General features: G+C 71.0%; 8 protein-coding genes. 4 read left to right on the forward strand and 4 right to left on the reverse strand.

Going from position 1 to position 14,050, the window contains the following annotated elements; translation table 11 throughout:
• The first annotated feature begins 611 nt into the window (after positions 1-611).
• The 3 genes from ACFYNP_RS20735 (at position 612) to ACFYNP_RS20745 (ending at position 4,593) form a co-directional block, all read left to right on the forward strand.
• Positions 612-1,346: a 4'-phosphopantetheinyl transferase family protein gene (locus ACFYNP_RS20735; RefSeq protein WP_388787042.1), complete on the forward strand. Its 735-nt coding sequence runs from the start codon at positions 612-614 to the stop codon at positions 1,344-1,346.
• A gap of 506 nt (positions 1,347-1,852) precedes the next feature.
• Positions 1,853-2,626, forward strand: coding sequence for an ABC transporter ATP-binding protein (locus ACFYNP_RS20740; protein WP_388787045.1), 774 nt, complete (start codon positions 1,853-1,855; stop codon positions 2,624-2,626).
• Positions 2,626-4,593 (forward strand): FtsX-like permease family protein, encoded by a 1,968-nt coding sequence (locus ACFYNP_RS20745; RefSeq protein WP_388787048.1) that lies wholly within the window; start codon positions 2,626-2,628, stop codon positions 4,591-4,593. The genes ACFYNP_RS20740 and ACFYNP_RS20745 overlap by 1 nt, the downstream gene beginning before the upstream one ends.
• 162 nt (positions 4,594-4,755) lie before the next feature.
• Here ACFYNP_RS20745 and ACFYNP_RS20750 read toward each other — a convergent pair whose 3' ends face one another.
• The 3 genes from ACFYNP_RS20750 to ACFYNP_RS20760 all read right to left on the reverse strand — a co-directional run bounded on the left by ACFYNP_RS20750 (position 4,756) and on the right by ACFYNP_RS20760 (position 11,172).
• Positions 4,756-6,738, reverse strand: a complete 1,983-nt coding sequence (locus tag ACFYNP_RS20750; protein ID WP_388787050.1) for a BTAD domain-containing putative transcriptional regulator — start codon at positions 6,736-6,738, stop codon at positions 4,756-4,758.
• A 396-nt stretch (positions 6,739-7,134) separates the two neighbouring features.
• Positions 7,135-10,125, reverse strand: coding sequence for a BTAD domain-containing putative transcriptional regulator (locus ACFYNP_RS20755; protein WP_388787053.1), 2,991 nt, complete (start codon positions 10,123-10,125; stop codon positions 7,135-7,137).
• 249 nt (positions 10,126-10,374) lie between these two features.
• Positions 10,375-11,172, reverse strand: coding sequence for a hypothetical protein (locus ACFYNP_RS20760; RefSeq protein ID WP_388787055.1), 798 nt, complete (start codon positions 11,170-11,172; stop codon positions 10,375-10,377).
• Positions 11,173-11,480: 308 nt separating this feature from the next.
• Here ACFYNP_RS20760 and ACFYNP_RS20765 point away from each other — a divergent pair, with 308 nt between their 5' ends.
• The gene (locus ACFYNP_RS20765) at positions 11,481-11,777 is read left to right on the forward strand and encodes a hypothetical protein (protein WP_388787058.1); all 297 of its coding nucleotides are present in this window, start codon (positions 11,481-11,483) and stop codon (positions 11,775-11,777) included.
• Positions 11,778-11,807: 30 nt separating this feature from the next.
• Here the strand turns inward: ACFYNP_RS20765 and ACFYNP_RS20770 are convergent, their stop codons facing one another.
• Positions 11,808-13,886 carry a UvrD-helicase domain-containing protein gene (locus ACFYNP_RS20770; RefSeq protein WP_388417724.1) on the reverse strand — a complete coding sequence of 693 codons (2,079 nt, stop codon included), beginning with the start codon at positions 13,884-13,886 and terminating at the stop codon, positions 11,808-11,810.
• Positions 13,887-14,050 lie beyond the last annotated feature (164 nt).

A 14,050-nucleotide genomic window follows, 5' to 3' on the forward strand; every position in this document is an offset into this window, starting at 1 on the left:
CATGAATGTTTACCCGTAATCGGGTGCACACATCACGTAAGAGCGGGACGGAACCACCGGAATAAGGCGGCCCGTCCACAGCGTCCTCGCTGTGTTGTCGCCTGCCGGTCACAAGGACCGACAGGACTTTTCAAAGGAACCTCGATCCGCCGGAGCGGATACGGGGTTGTCAATCTGGCGTTGACTTTTGGCACGCTGTTGAGTTCTCAAGGAACGGACGCTTCCTTTGTACTCACCCTCTCGGGCTTTCCTCCGGGCGCTTCCCTTCGGTATTTCGTGTTCCCGACTCTATCAGACTCTTTCGTGTCCGATTCCCCGTCGAGTGGGGTTGCCCTCCCGGCCGTTGGGCCGTTCCGACGTCCCGAACTCTAGCGGATTTCCCCGGCCGATTCATAATCGAGTCTTCCGGTCCGACCGAATAGAATTCCGGCATACCGAAATTCATCCCGGGCGGGAGATCGTGCTGAGTTGGGGTGCCGCAGAATCTGCGGCGGACGGTTGTCGCAGAACCGATACGGCTCCGTGGCAACCCGAAGAACCTTACGGACCAGAACTTCCCGCGTCAACTTAAACCCCGGCCCCCGCCTCCTTCGAGGCGGTAGCGTTCCTTCGTGACCTTGATCCTTGAGACCAACACCGCCGTCGCGCACGCCTGGTGGTGGCGTACGGGAGACGGCCCCGTAGCTCCGACCGATCTGGCGCTGCTCAGCAACGAGGAACGCGCTCGTGCCGCGCGGTTCGTGCACCAGCGGAGCGCGGTGAGCTTCGTCGCGGCGCGGGCGGCGAGCCGCCGGATCCTCTCCGGGCTGCTCGATGTGGCGCCCGAGGAGATACGCCTGGGGCGTCGGCCCTGTCCGGGCTGCGGCGACCCGTTGCACGGTCCGCCAGCGGTCCTCGCCCCGGCCACACCCCTGTGGATCAGCATTTCGCACACCCACAGCTGCGGCATGCTCGCCGTGGCCCGTGTTCCGGTGGGCGTGGACGTGGAGGCCGTACGGGACTTCTCGGTCGCGGACCTCGCCTCCTCCACCCTGACCGAGTCCGAGCGCCACGTCGTGCTCGGCATCGAGGAGGGTGCGGCCCGCACCCGGGCCTTCCTGCGCTGCTGGACGCGTAAGGAAGCCGTACTCAAAGCGGTCGGGGTCGGGATCGCCACCGATCTCACCATCGTCGAGACCCGGCCGGAACACTCCGGCCCCGCCGTCGTGGCCACCGGGGTGCCCGGAACGCCCTCGTCCTGGGTGGTGACGGACCTGGCCGTGCCGGACACCTGGGCCGCGGCCCTTTCCGTACCCGCCGACGCCGACGGCAGCCGTCCCGAGATTCGCCTCCACCAGCACGTGTAGGTCGGTGCGTTCAGGTCTGCACGGGGTGAGCCCGCGGGATGCGGCCTCGGCGGGGCACGATGGGCCTCCTCCTGCCCTGCCGAGGCCGGCTGCGGTCATCCATCCTTCGGGTCCGCCGCCCAGGAGTGCCCGAGTCCCTCAGCTCCCGCGGCCTCCCTTGGCCCCCTCAACTCCCCCGGCCTCCTTGGCCCCCTCAGCTCTCCTCCGCCCGCCTCAGCCAGGGCCCTATAGGACACCCGCAGTCGTGACGCGAGCGGCGTACAGGAATTTCGTAGATCTCGGCAGGTTCCCGGGGCGAGACTGGCGGCTCCGGCCCGCTTCCGCGCCGGAGCCTTCCGCGCCGGTACTCACCTCGCCGGTGCGTTCCTGACCGGCCCGGCCGGCGCTCCCTATGGAACGGGCGACCTCGGGAAGATCTCTCGGCCCAGTCGGGCGGGTGCTGAACTGCCGTGCCCGGCGCATGAGTTCATCCGACCCGCACGACATCACTTGACAGGCGTTGAGGCATGGAAAACGACCAGGCAGTCAGGCTCGAACAGGTCAGCAGGTGTTACGCGTCCGGATCGTCGGCGGCGGTGCGCGCCCTCGACGGGATCACGGTCGGTTTCGACCGCACGACCTTCACCGCGGTCATGGGCCCTTCGGGCTCGGGCAAGAGCACCCTGTTGCAGTGTGCGGCCGGTCTCGACCGGCCCGACGCCGGCCGGGTGGTCGTGGACGGCGTCGAGCTGGGCCCGCTCGGTGAGAGGGCGCTCACCGAACTGCGCCGGGACCGGATCGGCTTCATCTTCCAGGCGTTCAATCTGCTGGGCGCGCTGACCGCCGAGCAGAACGTGGGGCTGCCGCTGCGGCTCGCGGGGCGCCGCCCCCGGGCGGCCGAGGTACGGGCCGCGCTCACGCAGGTCGGCCTGGGCGAGCGCGGCGGGCACCTGCCCTCGCAGATGTCGGGCGGCCAGCAGCAGCGGGTGGCCATCGCCCGCGCTTTGATCACTCGGCCGAAGGTGCTGTTCGCGGATGAGCCGACCGGCGCCCTGGACAGCGGCTCCAGCCGTACGGTCCTGGAGTTGCTGCGTGCCCTGGTGGATGAGCAGGGTCAGACCACGATCATGGTGACGCACGACCCGGTCGCCGCCTCCTATGCGGACCGGGTGGTCTTCCTCGTCGACGGCCGGCTCACCGACGAGATGCACCGGCCGACGGTCCAGCGGGTCGCCGAGCACATGGCGCGGCTGGAGGCCGGCGCGCAGTCGCAGCCGGTCGGCACGAACGGGGGCCGGTGATGGGCGAGTTCGGCCTGCTGATTCCGGTGGCGGTCGCCACCCTGCGCAAACGGTGGCTCGGCTTCGTCGGCTCGTTCGTCGCGCTCACCCTGGGCGTGGCGCTGATCGCCGCGGCGGGGCTGCTGGTCAGCACCTCGGCGGGGCTTGAGAACGACGACCCGTCGGCGCCGTCCCTGAAGAAGCTGCTCATTTTCATGGCCGGAATGTCCGGCTTCGTGTCCGTCTTCGTCGTGGCGTCCACGTTCGCCTTCGCGGTCGCCGGTCGGCGGCGCGAGACCGCGCTGCTGCGGGCGGTGGGTGCGACGCCCCGGCAGGTCCGGTCGCTCGTGCTCGGTGAGGCGGTCGTCGTCTCGCTGGTCGCCTCGGTGTGCGGCGCTCTGCTCGGCCTCGGAGTGGCACCGCTGTTCGCGCGCTGGCTGGTGTCGCGGGGCGCCGCCCCCGAGGGCTTCACCGTGGACCCGGGTGCCGGTCCGCTGCTCGTCGCCGCCGCCGTCGAGATCGCCGTCGCGGTGCTCGGCGCCGCCGCGGCGGCCCGTCGGGCCGGCCGGGTCCGGCCGGTGGAGGCGCTCGGCGACGCTGCGGTGGACGGCAGGGTGATGACGCTCGGCCGCTGGCTGTGGGCCGTCGGGTACCTGGTGGTCTTCGCCGCCGTACTGCTCCTGTTCCTGACCATGCCGACCGCGATGCAACACGATCCGCAGTTGCGCGATCCGCAGAACATGCCGGTGTGGTCGCTGCTCATTGACGTGATGGCGATCATGGCGGTCGCCCTGTTCGCTCCACTGCTCGTGCCGCCGCTGGTGCGGCTGCTCACCCTGCCGGTGCCGCTTGCGTCCGGCGCGGTGGGCCTGCTGGCCCGGCAGAACGCCCTCAAGGCGGTCCGGCGGACCGTTTCCACGGCGACCCCGATGTTCCTGGTGGTCGGCCTCACCGGCACGGTGGTCGGCTCCACCCTGACCTTCGGGGATGCCCGGAGCATCCAGTCCCGGGCGGTCCTCAGCGCCCAGTACGTCGTCGAGCCCGAGAGCGGGGCGACCCTTCCGGCGGGCGCGGTAGGACAACTGCGGGCGCTGCCCGGCGCTCACACCACCACGGTCCGCACCACGCTGCTCACCGGCCTCGACGGCGTCAACTCCGCCTCCGCCGGGGCCACTTCGGGCACCATCGCGGCGACCGCGATCGACGGGGACGCGGCCATCACGTGGAAGCTCCCCACGGATTCCGGTTCGCTGGGCCGCCTCCGCGGATCCACGGTGGCCGTTTCCGAGGCGCTCGCCCGTTCCAACGGCTGGCAGGTGGGCGACCGCCTCACCGCCTCGCTCGCCGACGGAACACCGGCGACCCTGACGCTGGTCGCCGTGGTCAGGACGCCGTTGAGCCTCTCCGAGGTCCTCCTTCCGTACGCCGCGGTGGCCGGCCATCTGAGCGGAGACCCGCAGCCCACCGCGGCCTACGTCTCCACCCGCCAAGGCGCGGCGCCCGAGGCCGCGGGCACCAAGGTCACACCGGCCGCTGCCTGGGGCAGCGGCGACAACGACCCGCGGGCCCGGTCCGACTGGGTCGCGATGCTCGCGATCCTGGGGCCCGCGCTGCTCTACGCGCTGATCGCGATCGTCAACACGATGACGATGTCCACCGGCGACCGGCTGCGCGACTTCGCCACCCTGCGTCTGACCGGCGGCAACGACCGCCAGGTCCTCTCCATGGTGGGCATGGAGGCGGTGCTCACCGCGGCAACCGCCACCGTGCTCGCGCTGCTCGTCACCACGGGCACCCAGGCCGCCACCCTGATGCTCGTCAACCGCCGCATCCTGGACGCCGGTTCGCCGCTCTCGCTGGGCCTGCCCTGGCCGGCGATCGCGGCGGCCGCGACGGCCGGGCTCGTCCTCGCACTCGTCTCCAGTCTCGTACCGGCCCGGCTCGCGCTGCGCACCCGCGCGCTCGATTTCGCCGGGTCTCGCCAGTGAACGGGTAGGAACCGACATGCGTGGACCGTGGCGTACGGGGGCCGCCGGGGCGGGGCGTGGGGGTGCGCCCCGAGACCATCTGCCGCCCTCGCGTACGGAGTGTCTCCGGATATGCCGCAACTCAGATGCAGAGAACCGTAGTTGAGATCAGCCGTCCGGCGCTCAGCCGGCCTGGACCAGCGTGACCCGTGCAGGACGGCCCACGGGCAGGGACTGGACGTACAGCAGTACGAGGGGGTGGAAGCGGTAGAGGGGGTGGAAGGGGTGAGGGAAGGCGGCAGGGGCGCCTGTCCCGGCATCGGCCTCGCTCATCGGGCGGACGATCTCCAGGAGCGCCCCGTCGGCGAGCCGCTCCACCAGGTCCTCGGCACGCCGGTCGGGCAGCCCGAGCACGGCGGCGGCCGAGGCGGCGGAGAACGGCCGCGCGCCGAGCGCCGACAGGCGGGCCAGGAGGCGTCGGCTCTCCTCGTCGGTGTGCGCGAGCCAGTTCGCCAAGGAGGCCGTCAACTCCATCTCTCCGAAAGAGAGTTCGTGGAGTCTGGTGTCGGTTTCGGCGAGCCGGGCGGCCAGCCGGGCGAGCGACCAGTGGGACCGGGCGGCGAGCCGGGCTCCCGCGAGGCGCAGCGCGAGCGGCAGTCCCGCGCAGTGGTCGGCGATCGCGCGCGCGGCGCCGGGCTCGGCTTCCGTGCGGGCCCTGCCCGCCGTGGCGGCGAGCAGATCGACGGACTCCTCGGGGCTCAAGGGTTCGACGCCGAGGGTGACGGCTCCCACGGTGACGGCGAGCGGGGCGCGCCCGGTGACCAGCACGGCCGCCTCCGCACCGGACGGCAGGAGCGGGGCGAGCCGGCGGCCGTCCGTCGCGTTGTCGAGCAGGACCAGGATCCGGCGTCCCGCCATGCTGGTGCGATAGACGCGGACGAGTTCGTCGAGGTCGTACGGGACCGCCCCGGAAGGCTGCTCGCCCAGCGCGCGCAGCAGGTGGGCCAGGATGTCGCGGGGGTCCTTGGCGGTGCCGTCCGGCGCGGCGAGGTCCGCGTAGAGCTGGCCATCGGGGAAGTGCCCGCGGTTCTCGTGCGCGGCGTGCACGGCCAGTGCGGTCTTGCCGATGCCGGTCATGCCGGTGATCAGACAGCGGCGGGGCGTCGCGCGGCCGTCGGGAGTGAGCAGACGGCGCAGAGCGGCGAGTTCCCGGGCTCGGCCGGTGAATCCGGCGGTGGCGGGCGGCAGCATGGCGGGGGCGCGGACCACGGACGCGCCGAAGGGCGGCCGAAGGGCGGCCGGCTCGGGCTCGGCGGTGTGGACGGCGGCCAGGTTCGCAGTCCTCCGCCCATCGGGCTCCGGACCCAAGTCCACGACCCGGCCCCGGTCCACGACCCTGCCCCTGCCCGGGTCCAGGTCCAGGTCCAGATCCAGGTCCAACGTGCCGCACAGTACGGCCTGGTGCGTGTGCGCCAGGTCGATGCCGGGGTCGACTCCCAGTTGCTCGGCGAGCACCGTGCGGCCCTCGTGGAAGACGTGCAGGGCGTCGGCCCGGCGGCCGCAGCGGTACAGGGCGGTCATCAACTGGGCCCGCATCCGCTCGCGCAGGGGGAAGTCCGCCACCAGGCGGGTCAGTTCGGCGACGATCCGTCCGTGCCGGCCGAGCGCCAGCTCTGCCTCCATCCGATTCTCCAGCGTGGCCGCGCGGTCCTCCTCCCACTGCGGAGTCTCTTCCTCCGCGAGGAATTCCGTGACGTTCCCCAACAGGGGTCCCTGCCAGAGTGCCAGCGCATTCCGCAACAGGTTTCCGGCATCCTCATATCGGTGCTCCTGGAGCGCTTGACGGCCGAGCCGGTCGAGACGCTCGTACTCCACGATGTCCACCAGGCCGTCACCGGTCCTGAGCGCGTAGCCGGGCGGTCGGCGCTCCACGGTGGCCTCGGGCTCCAGGAGTCTGCGCAGCCGCGAGACGTACGTGTAGATCTGCGCGCTCATCGTCGCGGGCGGGGCGGCGCCCCAGAGCAGACGGCTCAGCCGGGCGTCGGGCACCACACGGCCCCGGGCGAGCACCAGGGCCGCGAGGAGGGTGTGCGCCTTCGGACCCGAGAGCGCGATCCGCTGGCCCGCGCGTCTGACCTCGACCGGGCCGAGCAGGTGGAAGTCCATGGTTCCCCGTTCAACGGTGGGCGTGGTGTCGGCTGTGCGCCCACCTTGTCCAGCCGCTGTGTCCCGCCGATTTTGAATCGATTTCCTCGGCCGGAGATGGGAGAGCCGTTCGTCGACCGCCCGGCCGCCCCGCCGCCCGGCCGCCCCGGACCGCCCCGGACCGCCCCGGCCGCCTCGCCGTCGCCGATCACCCCGACACGTCGGCACCCCGACACGTCGGCACCCCGACACGTCGGCACCCCGACACGTCGGCACCCCGACACGTCGGCACCCCGACGCGTCGGCACCTCGGCACCCGGCACCCGGCACCCGGAACCTACCGGTGAGAATCTCTGGAGCCCGACCCCCCGCACTCCCCCAAAGTTGGCCAACATCCGCCACGCTCGGCCGAGTTGCTCAGCCGTCGAGCAACCCGGCCAACTGCCCGGCCGACACCCGGGCGCCCGGTGCGGCCGATTCGACCAGCGCGATCAGCCGGTCGGCACGCTCCTGCCAGGCCTTGGCGGCGACCGACGTGAACGCCTGGCGGGCCCGTTCGAACCGGTCCACTGCCCCGGCCCGGCCCGCCATCGCGTCCGTACACCCGAGGTCGATCTCGATCCGCCCCCGCAGCAGGTCGTCGGACAGCTCACCCGCGATACCGAGGGCCTGCTGCAACATGTCCTGAGCCTGCGTCAACTCGCCCTGGCGCCAACTGGTTTCACCCAGCAGACGCAGTGCGTACATCTCTCCGACCCGGTCGCCGCCCGCCCGGGTCAGCGCGATCACCTGCCGGCCCGCCCGGCACGCGTCGTGTGTCCGGCCGTCGCGCAGCAGCGTGTCGGCGAGCCAGTAAAGGCTCTGCGCCTCGGCCCGCCAGAAGCCGCCCTCACGGCTTCTGGCCACGGCCCGCTCGGTCAGTTCGATGGCGTGGGGGAGGTTTCCGCGCTGGCTCTCGATCTGGGCCAGCAGGCCCATCGAGTGCAGGGCGCTGCGGACCTCCCCGATCCGCAGCAGGGCCTCCATCGCCGCCTCGTAGTGCTCGGCGGCGCTGTCCAGGTCGCCCTCGAAGTGGGCGCAGATGCCGAGCAGCCGGCGCACCCGTGCGGCGCCCGATTCGTCGCCGGTCTCCCCGCACAGCCGCAGAGCGGGCACCAGGCGTTCCACGGCGGCCTCGTAGCGTCTTTGATTGATGGCGAGCGAGCCGAGCGAACGCAGCATCATCGCCTCACCCGTCCGGTCGTCGGCGCCTCGCGCGGCGGCCAGCGACTGTTCGGCGCACGACTGCCAGTCCTCCAGGCAGTGCCGGGTCTCGAACAGGGGGGTCGCCGCGGCGGTGAGCAGCCAGCTGACGGCCGGTTGCGAGGACTGGGCGGCCTGTCCGATGACCCCGGCCATGGCCGATCGCTCCTCCTCGAACCATCGCATGGGGTCGGCGAGGAGTTCCTCGACCAGTGCCTGCGGCAGCGCGGGCCGGTCGGGCCTGCGGCCGAGGCCGCCGTGCCCCTCGACCCTGCGGTGGGCCTCCTCGGCGAGCGCGAGCCAGTCACCGAACGCCCTGTCCAGGGCCTTGGTACGGTCCGCCTCGCCGTCCTCGGCGAGCGCGAGTTCCCAGGCGTACAGGCGCAGCAGGTCCTGGAAGCGGTAGCGGGCCGGCCTGCCCGGCGGCCCCGGGACGGCTTCGAGGAGCTGGGCGTCCACCAGCTGCTCGATGAGGTCTTCGGCCGCCCACAGGTCGGTGTCCAGTACGGAGGCTCCGACCCAGGCCGCGAAGTCGGGGACGTTGAGCAGGCCGAGTCTTCGGTACATGCGGGCCGCGGCCGGGTCCAGATCGCGGTAGCTGAGCCAGAGCCCGGCGCGCACTCCGCCCTGGCCCGGGCTGAGTTCGTCGAGTCGGCGGCGCTCGTCGGCCAGGCGGCCGACCAGGGACCGCAGCGACCAGTGCGGGCGGGCGGCGAGGCGGGCCCCCGCGATGCGCAGGGCGAGCGGCAGCCGGTCGCAGAGCTCGCTGAGCCGGGTCGCGGCGGCCGGATCGGCGGTGAAGCGGTCGGGCCCGGCCACCTGGGCGAGCAGCGCGGTGGCCTCGCCCGGGGCGAGGGTGGGCAGGGCGAGGCGCAGTACGTCGTAGTCACCGGTGAGGTCGTCGATGGCGTCCCTGCTGGTGATCAGCACACAGCACCTTCCGGCGCCGGGCAGCAGGGAGCGCACCTGCTCGAAGGAGCGGGCGTTGTCGAGCAGGATCAGCATCCGCCGGGTGTCGAGCACGCTGCGGTAGAGGGCGGCGCGGTCGGCGGTGTCGGCCGGGATCTGCGGGCCGGGCACGCCCAGGGAACGCAGCAGCCGGTCCAGGGCGGCGCCCGGCGAGACGGGGTCGTCCTTCTCGTCGTACCCGCGCAGGTCGATGAAGAGCCGCCCGTCGGGAAAGCGGGCGGCGACCTGGTTGGCCCAGTGCACCGCCAGGGCGGTCTTGCCGACGCCGGCGACCCCGGCGACGACCCCGACGGCCAGGGGGCGCGAGCCGTAGCTGTCGTCCAGCATCCGGTCGAGGCGGGCGAGTTCGTCCAGGCGGCCGGTGAACGCCGCCGCGTTGGCGGGGAGTTGGGAGGGTACGGCCGTGACCGGGACGGTCGGGGCGTCGACCGCGGGCTGCGCCAGGTCGGGAGAGTCCTGGAGTACGAGGTCGTGCAGGGCCCGCAGCGCGGGGCCGGGCTCGATGCCGAGCTGACCGACCAGGATGTCGCGCCCCTCCCGGAAGATCTCCAGGGCTTTCGCGCGGTGCCCGGAGCGGTACTCGGCCAGCATGAGGAAGCCGCGCGCCTGCTCGCGGAGCGGGTTCTCCCGTACCAGCGCGGCCAGTTCACCGATCAGCGCCTGATGCCGGCCGAGCTGGAGCTGTAGCCCGGCCCACTCCTCGCGCAGGTCGAGCCGGAGTTCCTCCAGGCGGGCCGCGGCCGATTCGGCGGGCTCGCCCTCGATGCCGTCCAGGGCGCGGCCGCGCCACAGGCCGAGCGCCTCCTCCACCAGGGCGCCGGCCTCGGCCGCCCGCCCGCGCCGGGCGGCGTCCCGGGCGCGGCCGGCCAGATCCTCGAACTCCCGCGCGTCCACGCGGTGTCCACCGGTGGAGAGGAGGTATCCCGGGTGCGAGGTGACGATCAGTTCGTCGGCCCCCGCGGCATCCTTGAAGATCTTGCGGAGTGCCCCGACGCAGATGGCGATCTGGTTGCGCGCGGTGGTCGGCGCCCTGCCGTGCCAGACCGCCTCGATCAGGCCGTCCACGGAGACCACGCGGTCCGGCGCGAGCAGCAGCGCCGTCAGGACGATCCGCTGCCGTGCACCGCCGAGGGCGATCCGCTCGCCGTCGACCCGCACATCCAGCGTGCCGAGCAGTCCGAACACGATCCTGCGCACAAGCCCGCTTCCCCCCAGCTCCGGCCTCCCCCAAGATCATTCGACCATCACGCGGAGCCGGGCCGGCGGACAACTCCGAAGACCAAGCATGCGCCTCGGTCGTCGTGGAGCTTCACACGAACCCCCGGCCCCCTCCGGAGGGAGGCCGTCCGCGTCCCGGGCACGGCTGGGTACGGGACAGCTCGATCGTGGGTGCGGTTCCTCAGTCGGGTGCGCACCAACGGGCGCGTGCGACGGCAGGTCGAGGCATCACGTGTCGAGATGGTCGACGAATATGCCGATCAGGATACGACCCTGCAACCGAGGGTCGGGGAGGCTGAAATGGATACGGTTGCGCTTGACGTCCTTCTTGCCGTGCCACTCGCAGCGGTACGCCTCTCCCTCATGCTCGACATCCCGTTGTTTCATGGCTCCCCTGTTGGCATGCGTCTTGGAGCTCTCAGGTGAGAGGTTGAGCCCTCTGCTCCCCAACTCTGCCTGAATGTCGTTGGGTTGGCCCGCGTGTTTCACCAGGGCGACCGAGAAATAGTCGTTCAGCACGGACAGCGCCTTCACCACCCAGTCACGCATCTCGGCGTACGAACCGTCGAACTTGCCGAAGGACAGCGAATCAGCGAACACAAGGCCCGGATAAGCATCCTCGGCGCGGTCGAAGAAATCCGCTTCCGCAACGTCCTCCTTGGCGAACAGGGACCGCCAGAAATCGAGGAGTTCCAACGGCTGCGCCAGGAAGTACACGTGGCCCGAACCGGAACCCACATGGGTGCCTTTGACCGGAGAGACGGGATGCCAGCCGTGCCGGTCAGCCGTCGGGAAAACGAGACATCCGACGTGGTGCCCCCGGGTCGCGTGCAGCCAGGCGTATCCGACGGACCAGGCCAACTCCTGGACGTTTTCGCTGATCTCCACCTGGTCGGGCAGGCCGGGCAGTTCGGTGTCCCACGTCGGACAGCGGTCCATCAGGCCGGCCATGCGCAGCCGGGCGTCACGCCCCACCTGTGGCGTCCCGCCTTCGTAGAGGACGTCGTAGAGCTCGCGTCCATCCACGCACTCCGTGTCGAACCACCATGGCGAGACCGCAACTGTGTGCTGCTCCCCCAGCTCCGCCAGTGTGTCGTTGAAATCGCTCAGCAGGTCCGTCAGCTGGTCCTCCGTGAGCCCCCGGAAATTCCCTGCTCGTGGCCGCGTTCGGTCTGCGGCACGTCGTGTGCCTTGATGCGGCATCCCGGATGCCGGTCTCCCGGGTCACGACGGTACCGTCCTTGCGCGGTCGGCCCGGCCCGCACCCGCTCGCAGCGCTCACAGCGCACTTGCCCCGAGCCTGGCGGCCCGCCCCGTTGGTTCCCGCGCTGCACGTGCCGGAGCAGGTACGCAGACTTCTCAACCCCCGGCACTTCACGGTCGCCGATCCCGGCGGGGTCGCGGGCCGCCATGTGTGCGTGCTGGAGGACACTTGGGTACGGGGCGGACACGCACAGTCCGCCGCCGCGGCTCTCGCCGCAGCCGGGGCCGCCGACGTCACGGTTCTGACGATCGCCCGGCGGCTGGCGCCCTCCTACGCGCTGAACCGCGCTTTCATCGAAGGCACGCGGCAGGACTACGCACTGGACCACTGCCCGGTTTCCCCCGGCCCCTGCTCGGCCCCCGACTGATGCCTTCCACCCCTGTCGTCCGGAAGCCGGTCACCCTCCGGATGCCGAGGACGGGGCAGTGCCAAGCCACAAACGGTCGCGGGCCCGCGTCATGGCGACGTACAGCTGGGTGCTCACCAAGTCGTGCCGCTCACGGGCGGCTGCCTGAACGCCTCCGGCCCCGTCGGCCCGGCTGCTCGTGGGTCCGTTCAGAGCGTCGGTGTAACGGGGCAGGAAGACGTGCTTGAAGTCGAGCCCCTTGGCGCGAGTGTAGGTGCCCAGTTTCACCGCCTCCGTCGCGTTCCCGTCGTAGTCCTCCAACAGGCACACGGGAATTCCGTTGCCTTCCAGGAGCCGCTTGTAATGGCCGACTGCGTATCGAGTGAAGCAGAGCACGGCGGAGCCCGCGTGGTCGTCGTTGGCTTTCAGAGCCCGTACGAGTTCATGGTCGTGCTCCTCCGCACTCCCCCGGTCGACCTTGGTGACTACCCCGTCGTGACAGGTCAGTTCGATCTCCCTCTCGCCCTTCCCCGAGGTGTCGTCGAGGTCGTCGAAGGCAACGTCCGCCACGATCTCCAGCGCGGTGGCAAGGATCTGCGGTGCGTTGCGGTAGTTGGTGCGCAGCACCTGCCCCCGGTCACCCCTGACCTCGACACCGGCATCACTGAGCCGGAACCCTCCCGGGTAGACGGCCTGTTGGCCGTCTCCGACGAGCAGGAGCCCGTTGGGAGCGTCTCCCACGAGGGCGTGCAGCATCTGGACGGCGACCTGCGGCAGATCCTGAGCCTCGTCGACGACGACGGACGCATACGGCGCGGTCTCAGCGGCTCCGTTCCGCAGCTCCGCCAGCGCCATCGTCAGCACGTCCTGGAAGTCGTGGACACGGGCCTGGGTCCTGAACCTTTCGTACGTCTCGAAGAGCTCCCATACTGCCTCCCGGTCCTTCAGCTGAGGGACGGTACCGCGCCCTCGGCCGCGCCGAGTGAGACCTGCGTACGTATCGAATTCGGTGATGCCCCGGCCCTTGATCACGTACTGGATTTCCTGGTCCCAGTAGCGCGAGTCCGGAACGAGTTCGTTCAGCCGACCGTCCCTGCCCGCCCTGAGCCAAGCGCGGCTGAAACTGGTCTCGGCCTTGGCTCGGTCGAGGCGTACCTCAACGTCGTGCTGCCGAAGGAACTCCAATGCGAATCCGTGCAGGCTCCGGAAGTCCACGCGGTCGCTGACGTACGGAGCCATGGTGTGCAGAAAGGTCTGCTGCACCCGCGGAAGGTTGTTGGCGAAGGTTACGTACAGGATCCGCCGGTCCGTACGTTGCGCCAGGTGAGCGGCGCGGTGCAGCGCCACCACCGTCTTGCCCGTGCCGGCCGGGCCGCTGATGCGTGCTGGACCGTTCCAGTTTCTGCGGACCAGGGAGAGCTGGTCGGGAGCGAGGAAGGTCATCCAGTTTTCGATGGGACCGCGCTGCGCGGCCTGCAACGCCTCGTCCCTGACGGAGTCCGCCGTGAACAGGCCGTCTGCCTCCTCCCCCGTGGGAACCGTCGTCCGGTCCTCATCCATGCGGACGAGCTCGTACTGGGGAAAGGTCCTCGCGAGGTGCTCTGCGATTGCCCTCGCCTGCGCCGGGTTCAGTCGCTGCCGCTCAGCGATCAAGGCCGACAGTACGTTCCGGGTGTCCAGGAGGCGGACCTGGCCGCTCGGCTCATCCGCGCTGATGAGGGTGAACACCACCACGGGGCGCACCGCGACGGGCGTCAGCCCGAGTTCTGCCGCGGATTTCGCCACTGCCCTGTTCATCGCCCACAGGGCAGTGGTCCCGTCGGCCGGGTCCCCCGGCCCGGAACGGTTGCTGACGTCCACGACGAAGATTCCTCCCGGGCCGACGAGTAACATGTCGGCGGCCTCCGCACGGGGCCACCCGCCGGTCCGTGGCCACTGCCGGTCCACCAGCAGGTACCAATGCAGGCGAGTGAGGGTCAGGAAGTGGCCCGCCACCTGTATCTCTCCACGGCCCGCCGTCCCCCAGCGGGCAGCCGCAGCAGCGTGCGCCATCTGCCACCTTGTGTCCACCCTCCGCTCCTGCGTGCGTTGCTGCCGTGCTCGACGCGAGAAACCCGGCCCCGTAGTCATCCGGCACCGCCCCCATTCACTCGGTGGATCACCGCAGCATAGGCATCGCGGGGATCGAGAAGGTAGGTCGCATTCCACCCGGAGGGAGCGCTCGGCATCGTGCGCCGCCCCGGGTGCGACGAGGCGGCGCGAAAGCAGCAACTCGGTTTCTGGCGCGGGACGAT

It is taken from the genome of Streptomyces sp. NPDC006691 (assembly GCF_042869955.1).
Classification (GTDB): Bacteria; Actinomycetota; Actinomycetes; order Streptomycetales; family Streptomycetaceae; genus Streptomyces.